24 protein-coding genes and 1 riboswitch are annotated in these 23780 nt (G+C 41.2%); of the genes, 22 read left to right on the forward strand and 2 right to left on the reverse strand.

Annotated features, from left to right (window positions below; genetic code table 11):
• The first annotated feature begins 16 nt into the window (after positions 1-16).
• The 20 genes from MKY17_RS11860 to MKY17_RS11955 all read left to right on the forward strand — a co-directional run bounded on the left by MKY17_RS11860 (position 17) and on the right by MKY17_RS11955 (position 19640).
• Positions 17-799 (forward strand): 2-keto-4-pentenoate hydratase, encoded by a 783-nt coding sequence (locus tag MKY17_RS11860; protein ID WP_098371869.1) that lies wholly within the window; start codon positions 17-19, stop codon positions 797-799.
• A 16-nt stretch (positions 800-815) separates the two neighbouring features.
• On the forward strand, positions 816-1697 hold the full coding sequence (locus MKY17_RS11865; protein WP_098371870.1) for an acetaldehyde dehydrogenase (acetylating): 882 nt from the start codon (positions 816-818) through the stop codon (positions 1695-1697).
• Positions 1698-1731: 34 nt separating this feature from the next.
• Positions 1732-2751 carry a 4-hydroxy-2-oxovalerate aldolase gene (gene dmpG, locus MKY17_RS11870; protein WP_098372009.1) on the forward strand — a complete coding sequence of 340 codons (1020 nt, stop codon included), beginning with the start codon at positions 1732-1734 and terminating at the stop codon, positions 2749-2751.
• Entirely contained in the window at positions 2748-3521 is a 774-nt protein-coding gene (locus MKY17_RS11875; protein WP_098371871.1) for a fumarylacetoacetate hydrolase family protein, read from the forward strand. The genes dmpG and MKY17_RS11875 overlap by 4 nt, the downstream gene beginning before the upstream one ends.
• Positions 3522-3546: 25 nt before the next feature.
• Entirely contained in the window at positions 3547-4908 is a 1362-nt protein-coding gene (locus tag MKY17_RS11880) for an aromatic acid/H+ symport family MFS transporter (RefSeq protein ID WP_286177064.1), read from the forward strand.
• A gap of 411 nt (positions 4909-5319) precedes the next feature.
• Positions 5320-5748 carry a MaoC/PaaZ C-terminal domain-containing protein gene (locus MKY17_RS11885; RefSeq protein WP_098371872.1) on the forward strand — a complete coding sequence of 143 codons (429 nt, stop codon included), beginning with the start codon at positions 5320-5322 and terminating at the stop codon, positions 5746-5748.
• 5 nt (positions 5749-5753) lie between these two features.
• Positions 5754-7076: a sigma 54-interacting transcriptional regulator gene (locus MKY17_RS11890; RefSeq protein WP_339201956.1), complete on the forward strand. Its 1323-nt coding sequence runs from the start codon at positions 5754-5756 to the stop codon at positions 7074-7076.
• Positions 7077-7345: 269 nt separating this feature from the next.
• Entirely contained in the window at positions 7346-8500 is a 1155-nt protein-coding gene (locus MKY17_RS11895) for an acyl-CoA dehydrogenase family protein (RefSeq protein ID WP_286177065.1), read from the forward strand.
• Between the two features lie 169 nt (positions 8501-8669).
• Entirely contained in the window at positions 8670-9470 is an 801-nt protein-coding gene (gene menB, locus MKY17_RS11900; protein WP_098371874.1) for a 1,4-dihydroxy-2-naphthoyl-CoA synthase, read from the forward strand.
• 18 nt (positions 9471-9488) lie between these two features.
• The gene (locus MKY17_RS11905) at positions 9489-11126 is read left to right on the forward strand and encodes an AMP-binding protein (RefSeq protein WP_098371875.1); all 1638 of its coding nucleotides are present in this window, start codon (positions 9489-9491) and stop codon (positions 11124-11126) included.
• Positions 11127-11178: 52 nt separating this feature from the next.
• A complete protein-coding gene (locus tag MKY17_RS11910) occupies positions 11179-11925 on the forward strand; it encodes an SDR family NAD(P)-dependent oxidoreductase (protein WP_218925114.1) in 747 nt (248 codons plus the stop codon).
• A 135-nt stretch (positions 11926-12060) separates the two neighbouring features.
• Positions 12061-12189: riboswitch (TPP riboswitch) on the forward strand.
• A gap of 134 nt (positions 12190-12323) precedes the next feature.
• Entirely contained in the window at positions 12324-13007 is a 684-nt protein-coding gene (gene tenA / locus MKY17_RS11915) for a thiaminase II (RefSeq protein WP_098371877.1), read from the forward strand.
• 14 nt (positions 13008-13021) lie between these two features.
• Positions 13022-13606, forward strand: coding sequence for an ECF transporter S component (locus MKY17_RS11920; RefSeq protein WP_098371878.1), 585 nt, complete (start codon positions 13022-13024; stop codon positions 13604-13606).
• 12 nt (positions 13607-13618) lie between these two features.
• Positions 13619-15082 carry an ABC transporter ATP-binding protein gene (locus tag MKY17_RS11925; RefSeq protein ID WP_098371879.1) on the forward strand — a complete coding sequence of 488 codons (1464 nt, stop codon included), beginning with the start codon at positions 13619-13621 and terminating at the stop codon, positions 15080-15082.
• Entirely contained in the window at positions 15083-15859 is a 777-nt protein-coding gene (locus MKY17_RS11930) for an energy-coupling factor transporter transmembrane component T (RefSeq protein ID WP_098371880.1), read from the forward strand.
• 40 nt (positions 15860-15899) lie between these two features.
• Positions 15900-16511, forward strand: a complete 612-nt coding sequence (locus MKY17_RS11935; protein ID WP_098371881.1) for a thiamine phosphate synthase — start codon at positions 15900-15902, stop codon at positions 16509-16511.
• A gap of 1 nt (position 16512) precedes the next feature.
• Complete coding sequence (thiO, locus tag MKY17_RS11940; protein ID WP_098371882.1) at positions 16513-17637, forward strand: glycine oxidase ThiO; 1125 nt, start codon at positions 16513-16515, stop codon at positions 17635-17637.
• A gap of 14 nt (positions 17638-17651) precedes the next feature.
• Positions 17652-17855: a sulfur carrier protein ThiS gene (gene thiS, locus MKY17_RS11945; protein WP_076371426.1), complete on the forward strand. Its 204-nt coding sequence runs from the start codon at positions 17652-17654 to the stop codon at positions 17853-17855.
• Between the two features lies 1 nt (position 17856).
• Entirely contained in the window at positions 17857-18624 is a 768-nt protein-coding gene (locus MKY17_RS11950; RefSeq protein ID WP_076371424.1) for a thiazole synthase, read from the forward strand.
• Positions 18621-19640: a thiazole biosynthesis adenylyltransferase ThiF gene (locus tag MKY17_RS11955; RefSeq protein WP_098371883.1), complete on the forward strand. Its 1020-nt coding sequence runs from the start codon at positions 18621-18623 to the stop codon at positions 19638-19640. The genes MKY17_RS11950 and MKY17_RS11955 overlap by 4 nt, the downstream gene beginning before the upstream one ends.
• Positions 19641-19811: 171 nt before the next feature.
• Here the strand turns inward: MKY17_RS11955 and MKY17_RS11960 are convergent, their stop codons facing one another.
• Positions 19812-19955 (reverse strand): small acid-soluble spore protein P, encoded by a 144-nt coding sequence (locus MKY17_RS11960; RefSeq protein ID WP_063233544.1) that lies wholly within the window; start codon positions 19953-19955, stop codon positions 19812-19814.
• 114 nt (positions 19956-20069) lie between these two features.
• Here MKY17_RS11960 and MKY17_RS11965 point away from each other — a divergent pair, with 114 nt between their 5' ends.
• Positions 20070-20333: a hypothetical protein gene (locus MKY17_RS11965; protein WP_098371884.1), complete on the forward strand. Its 264-nt coding sequence runs from the start codon at positions 20070-20072 to the stop codon at positions 20331-20333.
• Between the two features lie 140 nt (positions 20334-20473).
• On the opposite strand, the gene sspO is transcribed toward MKY17_RS11965, so the two are convergent.
• Positions 20474-20626 (reverse strand): small acid-soluble spore protein O, encoded by a 153-nt coding sequence (sspO, locus tag MKY17_RS11970; RefSeq protein ID WP_034312428.1) that lies wholly within the window; start codon positions 20624-20626, stop codon positions 20474-20476.
• Between the two features lie 385 nt (positions 20627-21011).
• Here sspO and acnA point away from each other — a divergent pair, with 385 nt between their 5' ends.
• On the forward strand, positions 21012-23723 hold the full coding sequence (acnA, locus tag MKY17_RS11975) for an aconitate hydratase AcnA (RefSeq protein ID WP_098371886.1): 2712 nt from the start codon (positions 21012-21014) through the stop codon (positions 23721-23723).
• Positions 23724-23780: the final 57 nt, after the last annotated feature.

Raw genomic sequence — 23780 nt, forward strand, 5'->3', positions numbered from 1 at the left:
GAAGGAGGGAAGCATCATGAACGTTAGTTTAACAGAATGGTCTGCCAGGTTTTTGAAAGCGGAAAAAACAGGAATAGGGATTTCGGCCCCCACCAGTGAAATTCCCGATTTGGATGTGGAGGATGCCTACCAAATTCAGCTTGAAACCATTCGAAGGAAAACCCAGTCCGGTCTGGAAGTATCAGGTAAGAAAATAGGCTTGACTTCAAAGGCTATGCAGGAGGTTCTGGGAGTGAATGAACCAGATTACGGACATTTACTTGATGTAATGAAAATAGAAAATAATGGCTGTATTTCGAGTCTGCGGTTGATCCAACCGAAAGTGGAGGCAGAAGTAGCTTTTATTTTAAAGAAAGATCTACATGGTCCCAATATTACGGTTAATGATGTAATCGATGCCACTGATTATGTGGTTGCTTCGATTGAAGTGGTTGATAGCCGGGTGATGGACTGGAAGATTAAACTTCCGGACACTGTGGCGGATAATGCATCATCGGGCCTATATATTCTGGGAGATCGCAAAATTCACTTGAGTGAAATCGACCTTCCTTCCATTCAAATGAGCCTTTATAAAAATGGCGAATTCATGAACCAAGGAACAGGTGAAGCAGTACTTGGAAATCCAGCAACTTGCGTAGCCTGGCTGGCAAATAAACTGCATGGGTTTAAAGGTTCATTGAATGCGGGCGAAGTAATTTTGTCCGGTGCGTTATCCGCAGCAATCGAAGCGAAACCAGGTGACCGTTTTTCTGCTGACTTTGGAGAAAAACTTGGAAAGGTTTCGGTTAATTTTGAGTGAAAGGAGGCCAGCGGCTTTGAAAAAACTAAAAGTAGGCATTATTGGATCAGGGAATATCGGCACGGACTTAATGATGAAAATTCATCGGTCGGATGTTCTCGAAATGTCGGTAATGATTGGTATCGACACGGAATCAGAGGGTTTGAAGAAGGCTAGGATGCACGGACATCATGTCATTGAAAATGGCATGGATGGTTTTTTGGAAAGGCCGGAACTTGCAGACATTTTATTCGATGCCACATCTGCGAAGGCGCATGTTTATCACTGCAAAGCCTTGAAAAAGATGAACAAGAAGCTGATAGACTTGACGCCTGCCGCAATCGGACCGTTTATCGTTCCTTCCGTGAACTTAAAAGAAAATTTGAATGAGGCGGTTGTTAACATGATTACATGCGGCGGACAGGCGACAATCCCCATCGTTCATGCGATCAGTCAAGTAGCACAGGTCGAATATGCCGAAATAATAGCGACAATTTCCAGCAGGAGTGCCGGTCCCGGAACCCGTGCCAATATTGATGAATTCACCCAAACAACGGCAAGGGCCCTGGAACAGGTGGGTGGAGCGAAAAAAGGAAAAGCTATCATTCTGCTAAATCCGGCCGAGCCGCCACTCATCATGAGGGATACCATTCATTGTCTGCTTCAATCGGATTCTTATGATGTGAAGGAAATAACAACGTCCATAAATAAGATGGCGGAAAAAGTATCTGAATATGTTCCAGGGTACCGCCTGAAGACAGAGCCGATATGTGATGGGAAACAAATAACGGTCTTTCTTGAAGTGAAAGGGTTAGGGGATTTTCTTCCCGTATATGCCGGTAATTTAGATATAATGACGGCTTCAGCAGTAAAAGTAGGGGAAGAGATCGCTAAAAGCCAATTCGAACAATTTGTTTGAAAAAGGTAATCGGAACTATAAAGGTGGGGTTCATTTGAGTAAAGATGTATTGGTGACTGAAGTTGCATTGCGGGATGGGAGCCATGTAGTGGCACATCAATTCACCATCGATCAAGTAAAAAACATGACTGGGAAACTCAGTGCAGCAGGTATCCCTTATATTGAAGTGTCGCATGGAGATGGCCTGGGCGGATCATCCTTACAATATGGTTTTTCAAAAGTTAATGATATTGAATTGGTGGAAGCCGCTGTTGAAGCTGCAGGCCAATCCGTTATTTCAGTACTTTTAATCCCTGGTATAGGGACGATCGACCAATTAAGGGAAGCGGCTCAAGTTGGGGCGAAAATGGCGCGGATTGCAACCCACGTAACCGAAGCGGATGTCTCAAAGCAACATCTGGAAGCTGCGAAACATCTCGGTATGGAAGCAATCGGGTTTTTAATGATGTCTCACATGGCATCTCCGGAAAAACTTCTTGAACAAGCCATATTAATGGAATCCTATGGAGCGGATGCTGTGTATGTTGTTGATTCCGCAGGATCTTTTTTGCCCCAAGATGTGAAGACGCGGATCCAGTTATTAAGATCAAAGCTGAATATCGATATTGGTTTTCATGCTCATAATAACTTATCGCTAGCTGTGGCAAATTCGCTTATGGCAATTGAAGAAGGGGCGAATAGAATCGATGGCAGCATCCGCTGTCTCGGTGCAGGGGCTGGTAATACCCAGACGGAAGTGCTTGTTGCCGTTCTGGATAAGATGGGTATCTGTACCGAAATTGACTTATATAAAATGCTCGATCTTTCGGAGGAAGTTGGAAATACAATCATGCCCAAGCCCCAGGAAATAACAGGCTCTAGTTTAATCATGGGTTATAGTGGCGTGTACTCCAGCTTTTTATTGCATGCAAATAAAGCGGCGAAAAAGTATGGAGTTGATGCCCGGGATATTTTGCTGGAGCTTGGTCGACAAAAAGTGGTTGGCGGTCAGGAAGATACCATAATTGAAGTAGCTGAGCAAATGGTTTTTCAGAAAGAAGGGACTTTAAGATGAAACTAGATCAACTAGCAAAACGGGTAGCCGAATCGCAAAAAAGCGGACGTGAAATGGATAAGCTTACATTATCCAATCCTGAACTAACAGTAAATCAAGCATATGAAATTCAGAAGTTGAGCATAAATGAGACGATCACTGGTGATAACAGATTCATCGGGTGGAAGATGGGCTTGACGAGCAAAGCCAAACAAAAGCAAGTAGGGGTAGAGGAAGCAATCTATGGCAGGTTGACATCTGCAATGGAACTAACTAAACCAGTATTAAAAGTTGGGGAACTCATTCATCCGAGAGTGGAACCTGAATTTGCTTTTTTGTTCAAGGATGAATTGAAAGATGCAAATATAACGGCGAAAGATGTCTGGCCGGCTGTAGAATGTGTATTCCTCGCTCTGGAAGTTATTGACAGCCGTTATAAAAATTTTTCTTTTACACTTACCGATGTAGTAGCGGATAACGCATCCTCAGCCAAAATCCTGCTTAGCAATCAAGCTTATTCTCCGTACCATACGGACTGGGCTCAAGCAGAAGTTACGCTTTATCAAAATGGTGAAATGCAAAAGAGGGGTCTTGGAGAAGCTGTACTCGATCATCCGATTCACTCGATTGTGGAACTTGTAAAAATGATTAGCCGTGAAGGACTTTCCATTCAGGCTGGAATGATTGTATTGGTAGGCGGAATTACAGATGCCGTTACCATACAGGCAAACGATGAAATTATAGCAGATTACGGTGAACTAGGGAAACTGACATTACATGTTATATCGTGAAATATGGCAAAGGGGAGGGAATTAATTGCGTGAAGTTAATGCTTCGGAAGTGGTAGGTAATAGTAGATTTGGCCGTTTTCACTTAATGGTCTTTATGTGGTGTTTGTTCGCAATTACCTTCGATGGATTTGATATAGCCATGTACGGAGTAGGTTTACCTTTGATGATGGAGGAATGGAACTTGACGCCCGTTGAAGCTGGCGGAATAGCAAGTTATTCTTTGTTCGGAATGATGGTGGGAGCCCTCATTTTTGCCCCCCTGGCGGATAAACTAGGGAGGAAAAAAGTGCTTGCCATTTGTATATGTTTATTCAGTGTTTTTACATTACTTTCAAGTTTTGCCCCGAATCCTGCCTTTTTCTCGGTTATGCGATTTATAGCAGCCTTGGGAATGGGAGGATTAATGCCAAATGTCATCTCCTTAATGGCGGAATACTCACCCAAAAAGAATAAGGTGCTCATTGTAACCACTATGTACTGTGGTTATTCTATCGGAAGCATACTTGCTTCTTTAATTGGAATGTATGTGATGGAACAAATGAGTTGGAGGGTTTTATATTGGATAGGGGCTCTTCCCTTACTGGCACTGCCATTCTTCATGAAGCAATTTCCTGAATCGCTTTCCTATTATGTTATTCGAAAACAAGGAGCAAAGCTTGCTGGAATTCTGAATCGCATTGACCCAGACGGCGACTATAAAGAGTCGGACGATTATGAGTTTGCCAAAGTCCAAGAAAGGGCAAAGGGCTTTCCAGTCAAGAAGCTCTTTGAAAATAAGCGTACTCTTAGCACTTTTGCTTTTTGGGTAGCTGCCTTTAATTGTTTACTTATGGTATACGGACTCAATACATGGTTACCCAAAATCATGCAGCAGTCCGGATACGGCCTATCATCCAGTTTATCTTTCAATCTTATATCGGGAATAGGACAAATTGGCGGATCAATAATTGGAGGGTACTTGGTTGGGAAAATAGGCCATAGAAGAGTACTTGTATCCCTCTGTGCCATAGGTACCGTCTGTTTTGTCATATTAGGATTGACCTCAAATGTACTAGCATTATATATTCTGATCGCCTTTGGAGGCGCCTGTACAGTTGGCACGATGAATTTGGCCAATACGTATATATCCGAATATTATCCGCGTGAGATTAGGACAACCGGGATAGGTTGGGCCTTGGCTTTTGGTAGAATTGGAGCGATTTTTGCCCCTACATTAATAGGATTATTGCTGGCTGCAAATTATTCGCCACAAAATGCATTTATGGCCTTCACGGTCCCGAGCATAATGGCTGCCCTGGCGTTACTCGTTGTGAAAGAGAGGTTTGGCAGCTATGATAAACCGCAGATCGAGGAAAATATAAAACTAAAAGCAACATCGAATGTATAATATTGTTCTTTAGTAGATTGCCTATATGTCAGTGGACAGCATGCAGACTGTTTCCTGACATATAGGCAATTTTTTAGAAAATAAAAGAATTCACGAGTAAATCGTCCAAACTCACGAGTAAACCGGCTGAATTCACGAGTAAACTATCTAAACTCACGAGTAAAACCGTCAAATTCACAAGTAAGTCACCCAAATTCACAAAGTAAACCGGGTGAACTCACTGGTAAACCAATCAATTTCATGTGTAACCATCCAAATTCATGAGTAAAAAGGCCAAGCTCAAGGGTAAACCTTCCAAATTCGCGAGTAAAACTACAAACGAACTCCCATTTTATAGTATTTCAGAGGAAAGTTATGTATAGTTAGTATTATATTAAAATTGAATATTCTGAAAAAGTAAGGAGCGGTGTTATGAGTTTAACAATCACTGATTTGTTCATCGGCCAGGTTGCTAGTATGCAACGTACATTTAATGAATCTGACGTAAAATTATGTAATGAATTAACAAAAGATTACAGTCCGATTTATCAAGTGAATAAAGAAGCATGGAAAAGTAATTTCAGCAAGCCGGTTGTACCTGGTTTGTTAACGGAAGGCCTTATCACTCAAGTGATCAGTGAAAAACTCCCTGGTAGTGCCTGTATACTTTTACAAAAGGAATTGGTCTTTTATCATCCAGTACATATAGGCGATATGATTTCAGCGGAACTGGAGGTCATTGATATTAATTTGAATAGAGATTGGGTTACGCAAAAGGTGACTTGCTTTAATCAGGCAGGAATTGAAGTCATTAAGGGTCAAGTTGTAATCTTTGTTTTAAGTAATCAAGGTATTAGGTGATGTGAATGGAAAATGTTAAAAACGTAATAAGGAATTGGGGATCAATTGAAGTTGATGAAAATGGAAGAATTATAGGCGCCACTGCTGATTTTTATGAATATTTCATGATTATGCCGACTGATTTGATAGGAAAGTCCATTACGAGAGTCATTCACACTTCTTCCAACTTTTCTTTGATAGGTCTGGCCCACAAACATGTGTTTTCTGGTGTGATCAGCGGACATTCTTGTTTTATAAGGGTATTTCGACGAGAAGCTGATACCATCTATACCATAATAATCCGCCAAGACGAACTGGAATACAGTGATTTAGTGTATTTTGCCAACACTTTGGAGAAGAATAAAGCCAAGAAAAATTCCGTGGTTCAAAGTCGATATAGCTTCGAAGAGATTGTTGGAAAGAGTAAGGAGATAGAGAGGGTAAAAGAGCTGGCCGCCAGAATAGCTACTAGCAGTTCAACAGTACTGCTTACAGGGGAAACGGGAACGGGAAAGGAACTTTTTGCCCAAGCGATCCATAGTTTGAGTACAAGAAAAGCACAGCCTTTTGTGCCGGTAAATTGTGCCGCGATTCCAGATGAATTATTTGAATCGGAGATTTTTGGTTATGAAGCTGGCGCTTTTAGCGGGGCGAAAAAAGAAGGTAAGCCTGGAAAAATAGAATTAGCCCAAAATGGTACGTTGTTTTTAGATGAGATTTCTGAATTGCCTTATCAGGCTCAAGGAAAGCTATTACGAGTTTTACAGGAAAGGGAAGTGGAAAGACTAGGCGGGACGGGGACTAAAAATGTTGATATACGTATTATCGCAGCGACGAACAGGGATTTAAGAACCCTTATTCAAGAAGGGAAATTCCGCCAAGATTTATATTATCGACTTTATGTTTTTGAATTGAAAATTCCTTCTTTAAGGGAGCGGCACGAAGATATTCTTCCTCTGGCATATCATTTCATCGAGTATTTCAATAACAAGTTAGGGTCCAATGTGAAAGAAATTGATCCTAAACTCCAAGATTGGCTTATCCAATATGAATGGCCTGGTAACATCCGTGAAATCAAAGCGATAATCGAACGGGGAATGAATATCGTAGATGGAGGGACTCTAACTCTGGATTCTTTATATTTTACACCTAATTTCATATTGGAGGTTCCCTCATCTATGGATAATTCTATGTCCGGTACGTTGGATGAAGTTGTAGGTAATGCTGAAAAATCCGCCATTCAGCGAGCATTAAAAGATTCGGAAGGTGATCGTTCTTTAGCAGCTCAAAAGCTGAAAATTCATGTTGCTAGTTTATATAGGAAAATTGCTAAATACAAATTGAAATAGCTGTATCATCCAATGAAATGTAATCAGGGTAACCATTAGAGCACACTTATAAAGTGTGTATTTTTTTTGAAGTTTCGCAAATTTGATTTGCATAAATGAGAAAAATGCAAACATGCGAAAGGTTTTGGAAACTATAGCCAAATTTGTAGCGGATTCAAGTTGGCACACATCTTGCAATAATAGTTTTTCATGTAAGAGGTTTCATGTTTCGTAGAATGTTCAAAATATAGGTGTCAGATAAATTAGTAATTAATCAGGGGGGTAATGATGTGCTGAATTTTTCTTTCACGGAAGAGCAAGATTATTTTCGTAAAATATTGAAAGAATTTGCGAAGGAAGAGTTGCTTCCGCATTATACAAAATGGGATCGCGAAGAGATTACTCCAAAACATTTGTGGAAAAAGCTGGGGGAACTTGGCGTGAATGGTCTTCGGATTCCAGTGGAATATGGCGGAAGCGGTGCGGACTGTGTGACAACGGGGATAGCTGCTGAGGAGATAGGTCGTGGTGATTTCAATCTCACTTACGCGGTGATGTTGAATGCATTAATCGGTGAAATTATCAATAATCATGCTAGCGAGGAACTGAAAAAGGAGTGGCTTCCCAAAATATCAAGTGGTGAAAAAATTGTTGGCATTGCCATTACGGAGCCATCCGCCGGTACGGATGCAGGCGGAATTAAAACAACAGCTGTACATAAAGGAAATAAGTATGTGCTTAATGGAGAAAAGTCTGGAATAAGTGTAGCTATGTGTGGAGATGCCTTTGTTTTATTTGCAAAGACGGAACCTGAATGGGGAAATCGAGGGATAAGTGCTTTCCTGGTTCCTGCCGATATTCCGGGTGTTGAATGTAGAGGGTACACGGACATGGGGAATATCCCCATTGGAAGAGGTTCGATATATTTAACCGATGTAGAGATTCCGGAAGAGTATATGATCGGTCTTCAAAATAAAGGGTTTTCCCAAGTGATGAATGGGTTCGATTTAAGTCGGCTGTTAATAGGGCTGCAATGTGTGGGCACCGCTTCACAAAGTATCGATGAAACCATCGAATATGTGAAAATCAGACATTCATTTGGTAAACCGTTGGCGACATATCAAGGGGTCTCCTTCCCCATTGTGACCCACTATACCCAATTAGAACTGGTGAAGTGGCAAGCCTACCGAGGACTTTGGCTTCGTGACCAAGGGCTGAATCATAGTAAAGAATCGGCTTCCGTTAAGTGGTTAGGTCCTAAATATAGTGTAGAAGCTATCCATGAATGTTTACTGTTGAATGGTCATTATGCTTATACGAAGGAAATGCCTCTTGAGCAACGCTTGCGTGATGTGATTGGGTTGGAAATTGGTGATGGCACTGCACAAGCCAATATGATGGTCATTGCAAAGGACATTATAGGAAAGGAGTTCCGTTCTCATTAATCCAATGGATTAGTATTTTTACATTCAGTTGAAACGGAAAATATTACGAAGAAATCGAAATTATTTACAGTCGTATTAGGTACCGATTAAGTTCGCAATTAACAGTGAATTGATGTGATACAAGGCAAAACATTCTTAATAGACTAAGATAATGAAGGGAATGAAAACGATGGAATTAACAGATGTAATCTATGAAAAAAAAGGTGGAATTGCAAAGATAACAATGAACAGACCTAAAGTTTACAATGCTTTTCGTGCCAGAACCATTCAGGAATTAATTTGGGCTTTCCGGGACGCTTGGGATGATAATCGTGTTGGTATAGTGATTCTGACTGGAGCAGGTGAGAAGGCATTTTGTGTAGGTGGAGATCAAAAAGAAAAGGGAGAGGAAGGGGGATATAATCATTCGGGTGGTTTAGGAGGTGGAATGGGACTGGAAATCGAAACGCTGCACCAAACGATCCGCAACATTCCTAAGCCGGTCATTGCAGCGGTTAATGGGTTTGCCATCGGAGGCGGGCATGTCCTTCATGTCATTTGTGACCTAACAATTGCATCTGACACGGCAAAATTTGGCCAGAGTGGGCCAAAGGTCGGTAGTTATGATGCAGGTTTTGGTTCAGCTTATTTAGCACGGATTGTCGGAGAAAAGAAAGCAAGGGAAATCTGGTATTTATGTGAACAATATTCTGCACAAGAAGCAAAAGAAATGGGACTTGTAAACAAAATCGTTGCCTCGGAACAACTGCACGAGGCAGCAGAAGAATGGGCAAGAAAGATCCTTGATAAGAGTCCTACTGCGCTAAAAATGCTCAAATATTCCTTTAATGCAGATAGTGCTAACATTCAAGGGATTTCTCAACTATCGATGGGCAGTTTAGCGATGTTTTACAATACAAAAGAATCGGAAGAAGGAAAAAACGCCTTCCTAGAAAAGAGGCCTGTAGATTTTAAAAAATTCAGAGGTTGATGAGGGGGATGAAAACTGGTGAAATTGGAGACGGTTTTGACTCAGGAATATGTGGGGGAATTTCAAGGCGTTTGGCCAAACCGAACCATCTTGGATTACTTGAATGATGCTATAGTAAAGCATCCAGATAAGATGGCGATTATCGATAAAAAAAGTAGTTTTACTTATAAGCAGCTTGGTAAGTTGGTCGATCGGATCGCTTTGGGTCTCTTGCATATAGGATTGGGTAAGGGGGATGTTGTCTCTTTTCAACTGCCTAACTGGAATGAATTTATAATCTTGCACTATGCTATTACAAGAATCGGTGCCATTAGCAATCCATTGATACCTATTTATCGAGATAGGGAAATTGGCTATATGGTTGGGATGGCAGAATCTAAAATGATTGTTGTACCAGAGTATTTCCGTGGGTTTTATTACCCTGACATGATTGAAAGACTAAGTCATCAATGGCCATCAATGAAACATATATATGTGATTGGTGACAGTGCGCCGAATGGGATGAAACTGTTCTCCTCCTTATTTGAGGAACCTTGGGAAGACAGGATGGATTCATCCATTTTGGATGAAATCACACATGACCCTAATGATGTGACTGAAATTATCTTTACCTCGGGAACCACAGGGAGTCCAAAAGGAGTTATGCATACACATAATACTCTTTGTATATCAACGAATTATTGGATTGACCGCCTACATTTAACATCCGATGATGTTCTTTTCATGGCGTCAACGTTCGCCCATCAAACAGGTTTTGGTTATGGAGTTAGGCTCCCTACTCATATTGGAGGTACGGGAGTCTATCAAGACATTTGGAATCCGAGAGAGTTTATTGAATGGGTTGAGAGGGAAAAGATAACGTTTACGGCCGGAGCTACTCCTTTTCTGCAAGATACGGTTCAAATGGAGGGGATAGAAAGGTATGACCTTAATTCGCTACGAGTCTTCGTAGCTTTAGGTGCCCCGATTCCCAGGCATTTAGTAAAGGAAGCCATGGAAAAAGTACCGTTCAAGATATTGTCAGGATGGGGGCAAACAGAAGATGGCTTGGTAACCTTGACGAGACTTGAAGATCCAGAAGAAAAACTGACGAATACCGATGGAATTCCGTTTCCGGGAATGGAACTAAAGGTCGTCGATTTTGAAGGGGAGGTCTGTGCCCCGAATATAGAAGGCTCTTTATTAGTAAAGGGTCCGGCTCTTTTTGTCGGCTATTTTAAACGGATCGATGATACTTTAGCTGAGTATAGTGACGGATGGTTCATTACCGGTGATCGAGCATTCATGGATGAAGACGGATATATTCGAATTTCTGGAAGAAACAAAGACATAATCATACGTGGCGGTGAAAATATTCCAGTCGCTTATGTAGAAAATGTATTATATGAACACCCGGATATTTCTAGTGCTCAGGTTATTGCGGTTCCAGATTCCCGTCTTCAGGAAAAAGCATGTGCATGTATCAGCATGAAAACGGGCAAGAGCCCGATCACGATGGATTCCATGCAGGAATTTCTCTCGGAAAAGGGTTTGGCCAAACAATATTGGCCTGAATTTCTTGAAATAATGGATGATTTTCCTCGTACGGCAAGCGGGAAAATCCAGAAATTCCGGCTCCGGGAAATGATAAATGAAAAGATAATCGACAATATATAAGCAGTTTAAATAAATCCATATTGACTAAATGGTGAAAGCGGAGGGAAATATGATGAATAAAAGAATGGCATTTATTACCGGTGCTGGAAGCGGAATTGGCAGAGAGATTGCAAAAAAATTGGCTTCTCGCAATTTTAACATCATAGTGGCTGATATAAATCATAAAAATGCTGAGGAAACGGTTTCTTTAATCGAAAAGTCGGGTTTTGAAGCTAGAGCGGTCCATTGTGATGTAACGAAATTAGAAAGTGTTAAAAAAGCCGTTGAAGAATCAGTGAACCATTATCATAGAATAGATATATTGGTTAATAATGCAGGCTGGGATAAGGTGGAACCTTTTTTAAAAAGTGATCCTAGCACTTGGAAAAGGATTATCGATATTAATTTACTTGGGCAGATCCATACTTGCAAGGAAATTTTACCTCTCATGATTGAAAATGGTTACGGAAAGGTAGTGAATATTGCATCCGATGCAGCTAGAGTAGGATCAAGTGGAGAGGCAGTTTATTCGGCTGCTAAGGGAGGGGTGATTGCCTTCACAAAAACGATAGCAAGAGAAATGGCACGTCACAAACTCAACATCAATTGTATTGCGCCAGGTCCTGCTGATACGCCCCTATTTCAAGAAATAGGCTCTTATAATGAAGGTATAGCAGGCGCCTTGGAAAAAGCGATTCCATTTCGTCGGCTAGCTCAACCAGAGGACATTGCCAATGCCGTTGCCTATTTCGTTTCGGAAGATGCCGGGTATATTACGGGGCAAACTCTTTCCGTAAATGGTGGATTAACAATGGTTTAATCAATCAAGTTAGGTGGTTATGCAAGATTGAAAGGCTAGTAAACCTAAAGCATTAGGTTGAAAACTTTTTCTAATACGTTTGACAATTGGATTTATCGTGTTAATATAAAGGCAAATGAAAATTAAATATACAATTTGTACCACTAGGGGTGCTTTATAGGTAAAAGTTGATTTTACCGCAGAAGCTGAGATTAAAGTATGACTTTAAGACCCTTAGAACCTGATCTGGTTTATACCAGCGTAGGGAAGTGGGGTCTGGAACAATACGTTTCTGTATTTTTTCAAGTACAACCACTTTCTTTACGTTTAAGAAAGTGGTTTTTTGTTTGCAAAAAATGGGGTGATAAAGGTTTTTTTCTGTAAGATTCATTGAAAAATACAATTTGGAGGTAATGGACATGAAGTTTTCAGAGGAAATTCGTCGGGAAGTTGATCATATTTGGGAAGCTAGTTTTAATCACCCGTTTGTTGCAGGAATAGGAGATGGCACATTACCATTGGAGTGTTTTCGTTTTTATGTCATGCAAGATGCCTATTATTTATCTCATTTTGCCAGGGTTCAAGCTTTAGGGGCAGTAAAAGCTACAGATTTACATACAACAAGCAGGCTTGCCGGCCATGCACAAGGAACATATGAAGCGGAGTTGAGGCTTCATGAGAATTTTTCTGAGAGATTAGGCATCACAAAAGAAGAAAGGGAAAAGTTCAAACCTGCCCCGACTGCTTATGCTTATACTTCCCATATGTATCGTGCAGCTTATTCGGGACATTTAGGGGATGTTATTGCAGCTATCTTGCCGTGTTACTGGCTGTATTATGAAATAGGTGAAAAGCTGCAAGGGTGCGTACCCGAAGAGCCGATTTATCAAGAATGGATAGCGGCTTACGGAGGAGAGTGGTTCCGCACTTTGGTGGAAGAACAAATTGCGAGGCTTGATGAGATTGCTGAAAAAGTAACAGACGAAGATAAGGAGAGAATGAAAGAGCATTTTATCCTTAGCAGCCAATATGAATACTCATTTTGGGAAATGGCTTATCGTTTAGAGACATGGCCTGTGCATCAGGAAACACTAGAAGTATAAAGGAGAATGAAATAATGAAAAAAGGATTGAAATTAACTGATATATTAGTCACGATCGTGATTGCGGTAGCATTTGGAATCGTTTATATCCTTTGGGGTTCGATTTACTATTCCGTTAAACCATTAGGATTACATCTGGATCAACTTATTTATGGAATGTGGTTTATAGCTGGTCCCGTCGCCTTTTTAATTTTACGGAAACCGGGTGTGGCACTTTTGGCGGAGATTGCTGCAGCTTCCGGGGAATTCTTTCTAGGTTCTCCTTGGGGGCTGACCGTACTGTTATATGGGGTGGTCCAAGGTTTGTTCGCGGAGCTGGTGTTCATGGCGTTCAAATATAAAAAATTCAATATGTCGGTGGCTGTTTTAGCTGCGATAGCTTCCTGCCTTGCATCAGTAATAATGGATTTTGCATACGGGGAAATAGGTGCGCTTTCTACTTGGAATCTTTTGTTGTTCATGATAGCGAGGTTTGTGGGTTCCATATTCTTTGCAGGTGTGACTGCCTATTATCTAGTCAAGGTTCTGGAAGCAACAGGAGTAACCAATCTTGTTCGTCCGGTTACAAGTAAAGATTATGCAGAACTGGATCAAAAGTAGAGGTTGAGGGCCATGGAACCAATCGTTTCAGTTGAGAAGTTAAGAATGAAATTTCCCGGTGATGAATCTTTGATATTCAAGGATCTATCCTTATCGTTTGATAAAGGAGAAAAAGTGTTATTGTTGGGACCATCAGGGTGTGGTAAATCCACACTTCTGCAAGTGTTAAGCGGATTGATTCCGAATTCCATCGAAGTACCGATGAAAGCGGATAAATTGAAATGCCCTTCTTCATGGGGATATGTTTTTCAAGACCCTGATAGTCAGTTTTGCATGCCATTTGCCGATGAGGAAATTGCCTTCGTACTTGAGAATCTTTCCATCCCTAGAGAAGAAATGAGAGAGAAGATCCAAAATCATTTCCGTAAAGTAGGATTGAACCTAGGCCATACAAGTATAGAAACATTATCAGGCGGGATGAAACAGCGTCTGGCAATCGCTTCAGTATTGGCCCTTGAACCAGAAGTAATATTTTTAGATGAACCGACCGCCATGCTTGATCCGGAAGGAACAAAAGAAATCTGGGACTTATTGAAGGAAGTCGGACGAGACAAAACGGTTATTATCGTCGAGCATAAAATTGACCATGTTTTAGAATTCATCGAACGAATCGTGCTTTTAAACGATGAAGGTCAAATCATGGCTGATGGTCCAAGAGACACCATTCTTTCACAATATAAAAATGAAATGAAAGAACATGGAATTTGGTTCCCTGGTGTTTGGGATGAATATGTAAATGAGTATGCACCAATTCGTGAACACAAATTTACAGATGGTTCACTCCTTATGCATGTGCAAGGATTTAGCGGTTTTCGGAATAAAGAGGAAAAAATCAAGGTTGAAGAGCTGAAGGTTCATTCAGGGGAATGGATTGTAATCAGGGGAGAAAATGGCGCGGGGAAGAGTACTCTTTTGCATGCACTGATGCAGTTCATAAAAACGAATGGTAAGTATGAATTAATGGGGACCCCCATTAAAAGGGTGAAAAACCCAACGGATCATATGACGTTTGTCTTTCAAAATCCCGAGTTTCAGTTCGTTGCAAATACTGTATATGAAGAGATTGCCTATTCATTGCGAATTGACAAAAGGCCGCAACAAGAAATAGATGAGAGAGTCCAATCATTGCTTAAAGTGTTCCGCCTTGAGGCGCATCGGGATAAACATCCGTTTCAATTATCAATGGGTCAAAAGCGTCGCTTAAGCGTAGCTGCTTCAATCGTAATAGACAAAAAAATCATTCTACTTGATGAGCCAACCTTTGGCCAAGATTCGAAAAATACCTTTGCATTACTGGAATGGTTTGAGGAATATCGAAGGCGCGGAATAACAGTGATCATGGTAACTCATGATGATCATATTTCAAAGAACTTTGCAACAAGGATCTGGACGGTTAAGGACGGAAACGTAATAAGTGATGAAAACATTGCGCAATCAGGATTATTGGAGACCAAAGTTAAAAGGAGTGTCATGTAGATGAATGTTTCAAATGCAGAAACATGGCTCCATAGAATTAATCCAAGCCTTAAACTTGGTGTACTGATTGTGTTATGCATCGTGGCGTTATTCATTCATGACCTGAATTATATGATGAATATCACCATTGGCGTATTACTTTTATTTTTGTTTTTTACCGGGCATTCGATAAAACGAATCTTACTTTTGTCGATTCCCTTTTGTTTCATTTTTATATCCACCTCTTCCGCAATGATATTATTCGGGCAAGGTGAGACGCTTTGGTTTGAGTGGGGCCTGATATCGATTACAGAAGAAAGTTTCATGAGGGGTTTACTGGTGGGCTTTCGAGCTTTGTTCTTTGCGGCTCTTGGTTTAACTTTTTCATTAACGACGAGGCCAGTGAACTTGTTTTATTCGTTAATGCAGCAAGTTAAGCTTAAACCGAAATATGCCTATAGTTTCATGGCGGCATTAAGGCTGATTCCCATCATGATGGAGGAGTTCCAAACGATACGAAACGCGATGAAGGTACGCGGTTTCGAAAGGGGAAAAGGGATAAGATCGGTATATTTTAAAATGAAAGCCTATTCCATCCCGTTGTTATCCGGAAGCATCAGACGTGCTCACCGAATCGCGGTTGCGATGGAGGCAAAGCGATTTACAGACACTCGGGATCGAACATACTTTTATGAATTTGGATTTTCAAAAAAGGATCATGGTTTCATTTTGTATTTTATCATCCTGCTGTTGGCCGGCTTTTATCTATCGATTCAATTCCCGTTAGTATCTATTTGATTTTATGAGATTGTAACTTTACTAGTTAGGGGTTCTTAGTATGAATGCACATGAATTGCATATTATTTCTACTGGGAAACAGCCAATTGAAAAGTTTGTTGAGATCGCTTCAAACATTCAGGAACATGTTGATTTCTTTTATTTAAGGGAAAAGCAGATGAGTGCGTCGGAACTCTATCGAGCAGTGACCCTGTTACATGATAATAAGATTCCGCTATCTAAGATCGTCATAAATGACCGGGTGGATGTAGCCTGGGTACACAAAGTATTTGGTGTGCAATTGGCTTTTCATAGTTTAGATGCGGGAGTCGTAAAAGGAGCTTTTCCAGGGATGAATGTTGGCTGTTCGATCCATTCCATGGATGAAGCGAAAGCCGCATTCAGCAAAGGAGCCAATTACGCGATTTATGGACATGTTTTTGAAACGGATTCAAAAATCGGACTTCCTCCTAAGGGAGTTAAGGAGCTTCATGCAATCACAAGAAATGTCAATCTTCCGATAATTGCGATAGGCGGAGTAACACCTTTCAATTGCCAAGTCGTGCTGGATGCGGGGGTACGGGGAATTGCCGTCATGTCAGGTGTGCTTGAATCTGAAAATCCGATTAAAGCCGTTAAAGAATATTCGAAGTCTTTGGGAAAGGAGACATAAGATGAATTCCATATATGATGCAATCATTGTTGGGGGAGGAGTAATAGGTGGATCCATCGCTTTTCAATTAGCCAAACGAGGTAAAAAGGTCCTTTTATTGGAAAAAGATAGACTCGCCAGTAAAGCATCCAGTGCTGCAGCCGGGATGTTAGGGGCACAATCCGAGTTGGATGCGGATAACCCGCTTTTTACATTGGCAAGCCGCAGCAGGGGGATGTTTCCTGCACTGGCGGAAGAATTAAAAGACATAAGTGGAATAGACATCGAATTTGTGAACAAGGGCATGTTTAAGGTGGCGCTAACGAATGATCAGGTAGCCGAGTTGAAGAACATGATCAAAGTCCAGCAAGAAGCGGGACTTGAGGCTGAATGGCTATCGACTGCAGAAATAAGAAAAACGGAACCGCTTCTATCGGATGAGATTAAGGGGGCCATGTTCATTCCGAAGGATGGACAAGTTTCAGCCACTAGGCTGTCGCTCGCATTTACTGAATCTGCAGCTGCCCTTGGTGTAGATATAAAGGAGTTTGTTCATGTCTCCGATTTAGTTACGGAAAACGGATGTGTGACTGGAGTGGTCACGAACATAGGTGGATTTTCAAGTGAAAATGTCATCGTGGCAGGTGGGGCTTGGAGTGCTTTCCTCCTTGAAAAAACAGGGATGAGACTCGACAGTTATCCAGTAAAGGGTGAGTGCTTTTCCGTCCTGACCGATCGTCCATTGCTTGAAAAGACAATCTTCTCACATGGCTGTTATCTTGTGCCCAAAGTTGGTGGAAGAATCATTGTCGGGGCAACGGTTAAAGCGAACACTTTCGATCAAAAGGTAAGTCTTGACGGGATTTCTACGTTAATAGAAAAGGCAACGCAATTGCTTCCGGCGATTAAAGGAACGGAATTGGAAAAGACATGGGCAGGTATACGCCCCCAAACTGGGGACGGCTTGCCATACTTTGGTGAACATCCAGCATACAAAGGACTTTTCATTGCAACGGGGCACTACAGGAATGGCATCTTGCTTTCTCCAATTACAGGTGTACTTATAGCTGATCTTTTAGAAAGGAAGACAAATGTCGAATGGTCCGCTTTTCGATTGGATCGTTCGATACAAACTCTTTTTTCTTAATGGAGGTGGATGAATTGGAATTGATTATTAACGGGGAAAAAATACGGATTCCTGCTGATGAATCAACAGTTACAGGGCTTCTGCAACACTTTGATTTACATCAAAAAGTGGTGATTGTTGAATTGAATGATGAAATATTAGCAAAAGAAAGTCTAAGTGAAACACTTTTGTCAAATGGAGACAAGGTAGAGATTGTACATTTTGTAGGAGGCGGATGATATGTTAAAGATAGGTTCTTATGAATTTTCTTCAAGATTATTATTAGGTACAGGAAAGTATCCAAACTTCGATGTTCAAAAGCAATCAGTGGAGGTTTCGGAGACGGAAATATTAACATTTGCGGTCCGGAGAATGAATATTTTTGAAGCCAGTCAGCCCAATTTTTTAGAAAAGCTTGATTTGAAAAAATACACACTCCTTCCCAATACAGCAGGAGCTAAAACTGCCAAAGAAGCAGTGCGCATAGCCCATCTTGCAAAGGCATCTGGCTTATGTGACATGATTAAGGTAGAAGTCATTGGCTGTCAAAAAACACTGCTGCCTGATCCGATTGAAACCTTAAAAGCTGCTGAAGAATTAGTGAAACTGGGATTCACCGTATTACCCTATACTTCGGATGACGTGTTGCTCGCTAAGCGCCTGGAAGAAGTGGGGTGCCATGCAATCATGCCTGGCGCTTCACCAATTGGCTCTGGTCAAGGCATTATAAACCCACTGAACTTACGATTCATCATGGAACAATCTGAGGTTCCTGTAATTGTCGATGCAGGGATTGGGACGCCCTCCGATGCGGCAATCGCCATGGAATTAGGGGCGGATGGCGTATTGCTTAACACTGCTGTTTCCGGCGCAAAAGACCCCGTCAAAATGGCGAAAGCAATGAAACTGGCCATTGAGGCAGGTCGATTAGGGTATGAAGCAGGAAGAATCGCAAAAAATGATTACGCGATAGCAAGCAGCCCAGTTGAAGGATTGAGCATTGGATGAATGAACGTTATTCACGTCAAGAACTTTTTGGCCCTATAGGGGAAGAAGGGCAATTGAAAATTCGCAAAAAACACGTTTTGGTGATTGGAGCGGGTGCTCTCGGTACGGGAAGTGCAGAAGGTCTTGTACGAGCAGGAATTGGGAAACTCACCATTGTGGACAGAGATTATGTAGAGTGGAGCAACCTTCAAAGACAACAGCTTTATTGTGAAGATGATGCAAAAAAAAGAATACCGAAAGCCGTGGCGGCTAAGAATCGTTTGAATGCACTGAATTCGGACGTTATCGTAAAATCGCATGTGGCGGATGTTTCGGTTGATGAACTGGCGAAGCTTGTTGAAGGCGTGGATTTAATATTGGATGCCACTGATAATTTCGATACGAGGATGCTTATTAATGATACTGCGCAAAAATATAACATACCCTGGATTTACGGGGCCTGTGTTGGGAGTTATGGGATAAGTTACACGGTGATCCCAGAGGTGACCCCATGTTTGAATTGTTTGCTGGAAACGGTTCCAATGGGAGGATTGACATGTGATACGGCGGGAATCATCAGCCCTGCTGTTCAAACAGTCGTTGCCCAACAAATGGCGGAAGCATTAAAAATCCTTGTAGAAGATTATGAGTCACTAAGAAACAAAATTGTTTCATTTGATCTTTGGAAAAATGAACATTCATCCATAAATGTAGCACAATTAAAAAAAGATTCTTGTTTGTCATGCGGGTCAAATCGAACGTACCCCCATCTCTCCTATTCAAATCGAACGAAAACAGCCGTTTTATGCGGAAGGGATTCTGTCCAGATTCGGCCGGCGATGAATCTTGAAAGAGACTTAGCGGAAATCGAAAAAAATCTTCTCGCACAAGGTGGTAAGATCGTAAGGAATCCTTATTTACTTTCATTTACGATCGGAGCCCATCGGTTGGTCGTTTTTAAAGATGGGCGGGCATTGATTCATGGAACAAAAGATATTGCCGAAGCAAAAACGTTATATCATCGTTATATTGGCTGAACTGTAATAATGGAATGACAAAGACTTAAAACGTTAAAATCAGTGGCCCTTATAATAGGAAAGAATCGAAAATTCTTTTTGGGACTTATTTGCTCTACAAACATAAAACGAAAGCGGTGTCTGCCTTTTCTGGGCGGCACCGCTTTGTTATGGAACGATTATTTAAGCAGCTTACATATCATGACTGCTATTATGCTTCTGACGGGTGTGCTGTCTGTTTTTCACCTTATGAGAACCGCTTAACGGTGCAGGTTGACCTGGGTTATTTCCTTTAGGAGCATTTTTTCGAATATCTTTACCATCGTTTTTGTTCATGTGCTATCCCTCCTATCTCTTAAGATAATCAGTCCGAGAAATTTTATTCACATACATATATTTGCAAACCTCGTACATGCTATTGATGGACACTAATTAAGGAGATGAACCCAAATGCAGGATAAACAAGATAAGCGAAGGACTTTCCAGGAAGCCCAGCAAAGTTATCAACAGGTATTTGATGTATACTCATCCATTGAGAAGAACGCACCGGATTACGGAACGGAATTGAAACATGTGAAGCAGGAAGTGAACGAGGCCTATCAGCAAATACAGTCTGCTTTAATCACCGCTTCAGAACATCAGAAAGAACAATTGAAAAAATTCGAACAGGATATTCAGGCAATCGTCAATGAGGTCAATTCAGAGGAATATTGAGTGACAGGTTCCATCATCGTGAGTTCATGCGCTTTAATTATGCGTTTCCTGATTTTAGAATCGAATAGGCTTTTTGAAAAATGCAGTACATCTGCCATTTCAAAAAGCCTATCCTATTTAACGCCTAGAAATGAGGGAAATCATTGGTTTTTCTTTCTTTTTTTATTATTTTGCCTTTGCATTTCAGATAATGGCGGTTCATTTCCCAGTTCATCATTGTAACCAGCTCCATTACCTTGCGCTTTTGCAGCATTCATACCTGGTATAACATGATTTGCCTTTTGTTTTGTCATTTCGACACCTCCACCCATAGAATGCGATAATGTCGAATGATTATGTATGAAGTGCTAAGATGTTTTGCTGGAATAATTTATCAGGTCACAAATAGGGGTATTTTCAATAAAATGCATATCAGCAAGGCTTCCTAAATGCACTTTAATATGTGGGGGATTTTTTTCTATAAGAGAAACTTATCAAAAACAATAACTTTCTTGTTATTTACTTATACTCATTTCTATATTAGTATTAAGTTGAAGGAAGAGTTAGGGTGGGAGAAGAGAGAGAAAATTCGACAAACTAACTTTTTTACTTATATTTATGGTAAACATGGTTTCAGTGAACCAGGTTTTACTTTTATGTGCAGAATAAGTTCTGACAGTTTAATAGGGGGTAATATTCATGACGAAAAATGACGTATACCAAGCGCGTAAGTCCTTTGAAATTGAAGGGAAACGCTACAACTACTACAGCCTAGACGCTATTGAAAAAGCAGGGGACGGCCAAGTATCACGCCTTCCATATTCCATTAAAGTATTACTTGAAGCGGTACTTCGCCAAGTAGACGGAAGAGTTATCACAAAAGAACACGTTGCGAACCTTGCTAAATGGGGAACAAGCGAGCAACAAGATATAGATGTTCCGTTCAAGCCATCTCGTGTAATCCTACAAGATTTCACTGGTGTTCCAGTTGTTGTTGATTTAGCTTCTTTACGTAATGCTTTCGCAGCACTTGGTGGAGATCCTGACAAAATCAACCCTGAAATCCCGGTTGACCTTGTAATTGACCACTCTGTACAAGTTGATAAAGCAGGTACAATGGATTCCCTTGATGCCAATATGGATCTTGAATTCGAACGTAATGCAGAGCGTTACCAGTTCCTAAGCTGGGCTCAAAAATCATTCAACAACTATCGTGCAGTTCCACCAGCAACTGGTATCGTTCACCAAGTTAACCTAGAGTACCTTGCGAACGTGGTTCATGCTGTTGAAACTCCAAACGGCGACTTCGAAGTATTCCCTGACTCTGTTTTCGGTACAGATTCACATACTACAATGATCAACGGTATTGGTGTTCTTGGTTGGGGTGTCGGCGGTATCGAAGCAGAAGCAGGCATGCTTGGACAGCCTTCTTACTTCCCAGTTCCAAAAGTGGTTGGTGTTAAACTGACTGGCCAACTTCCTAAAGGTACAACAGCTACTGACCTTGCATTGAAAGTAACACAAGTTCTTCGTGCACACGGCGTAGTTGGTAAATTTGTTGAGTTCTACGGCCCAGGAGTAGGATACCTTCCACTTGCTGACCGTGCAACAATCGCTAACATGGCTCCTGAATACGGTGCTACAGTTGGTTTCTTCCCTGTTGATGCAGAAGCGATCGATTACATGCGCTTAACAGGCCGTGATGAAAATCAAATTAAAGTGGTTGAATCATACTGTAAAGAAAATGGATTGTTCTACTCTCCTGAAAACGAAGATCCAGCATACAATGATGTTGTAGAAATCGACCTTTCAGCAATTGAACCAAACCTTTCAGGCCCTAAACGCCCGCAAGATTTGATTCCACTTTCTCAAATGAAACAATCTTTCCATGATGCTATCAATGCACCTATGGGCAACCAAGGATTCGGCATGGACAATTCTGAATTGGATAAAGAAGTAACTGTTAAATTTGCCGATGGTAAAGAAACGGTAATGAAAACAGGTGCGATCGCAATTGCTGCAATCACAAGCTGTACAAATACTTCTAACCCATACGTAATGCTTGGGGCAGGTCTTATTGCTAAAAAAGCAGTTGAAAAAGGCTTAACTGTTCCAGATTATGTTAAAACATCATTGGCACCAGGTTCTAAAGTTGTTACTGGTTACCTTCGTGATGCTGGTCTTCAACCATACCTTGACCAATTAGGATTCAACGTAGTTGGTTATGGCTGTACTACATGTATCGGTAACTCAGGTCCATTAGCGGACGAAATCGAAGCAGCTGTTGCTGAAGCAGATCTTCTAGTAACATCAGTACTTTCAGGTAACCGTAACTTTGAAGGACGTATTCACCCACTTGTGAAAGCAAACTATCTTGCTTCTCCTACTTTGGTTGTTGCTTACGCACTTGCTGGAACTGTGGACTTTGATCTAAACAACGATTCACTTGGTAAAGACAAAGATGGTAACGATGTATACCTTGCTGACATCTGGCCATCACAAGAAGAAGTTAACGCTGCTGTTAAAGCAACAGTTACACCTGAGTTATTCCGTAAAGAATACGAAACGGTATTCAACGATAACAAACGTTGGAACGAAATCCAAACTAGCAACGAAGCGATTTATGCTTTCGATTCTAAATCAACTTACATTCAAAATCCTCCATTCTTTGAAGGATTATCACCAGAACCTGGTTCAGTTAACCCACTTTCCGGTTTGCGTGTAGTTGGTAAATTCGGTGACTCAGTTACAACTGACCACATTTCTCCTGCAGGTGCAATCGGTAAAGATACACCAGCTGGTATCTACCTTCGTGAAAACGGTGTGAAACCGCGTGACTTTAACTCTTACGGTTCTCGTCGTGGTAACCATGAAGCGATGATGCGCGGAACGTTCGCAAACATCCGTATCCGTAACCAAGTTGCTCCAGGTACAGAAGGTGGATACACAACTTACTGGCCAACAGGCGATGTAATGGCTATCTATGATGCTTGTATGAAATATAAAGCTGATGGAACAGGTCTTGCAGTCATCGCTGGTAAAGACTATGGTATGGGAAGCTCTCGTGACTGGGCTGCGAAAGGTACTAACCTTCTTGGCATCAAAACAGTCATCGCTGAAAGCTTTGAACGTATTCACCGTTCTAACCTTGCATTAATGGGTGTTCTTCCACTTCAATTCAAAGAAGGCGAAAACGCTGAAACGCTTGGATTGACTGGTAAAGAAGCGATCGCAGTTAAAATCGACGAAACAGTTAAACCTCGTGATATCGTAACAGTTACAGCTACTGATGAAGCTGGAAACGTAAAAGAATTTGATGTGCTTGTTCGTTTCGATTCCGAAATCGAAATCGACTACTACCGTCACGGTGGTATCCTTCAAATGGTATTACGTAATAAATTAAAAGGCTAATTTCAGCTTTTAGGAAGCGGTAAACCTACTTGTCAGGTTTACCGCTTTTTTTTGTGT

The organism is Peribacillus sp. FSL P2-0133, from assembly GCF_037975445.1.
GTDB classification, from domain to species: domain Bacteria; phylum Bacillota; class Bacilli; order Bacillales; family DSM-1321; genus Peribacillus; species Peribacillus simplex_E.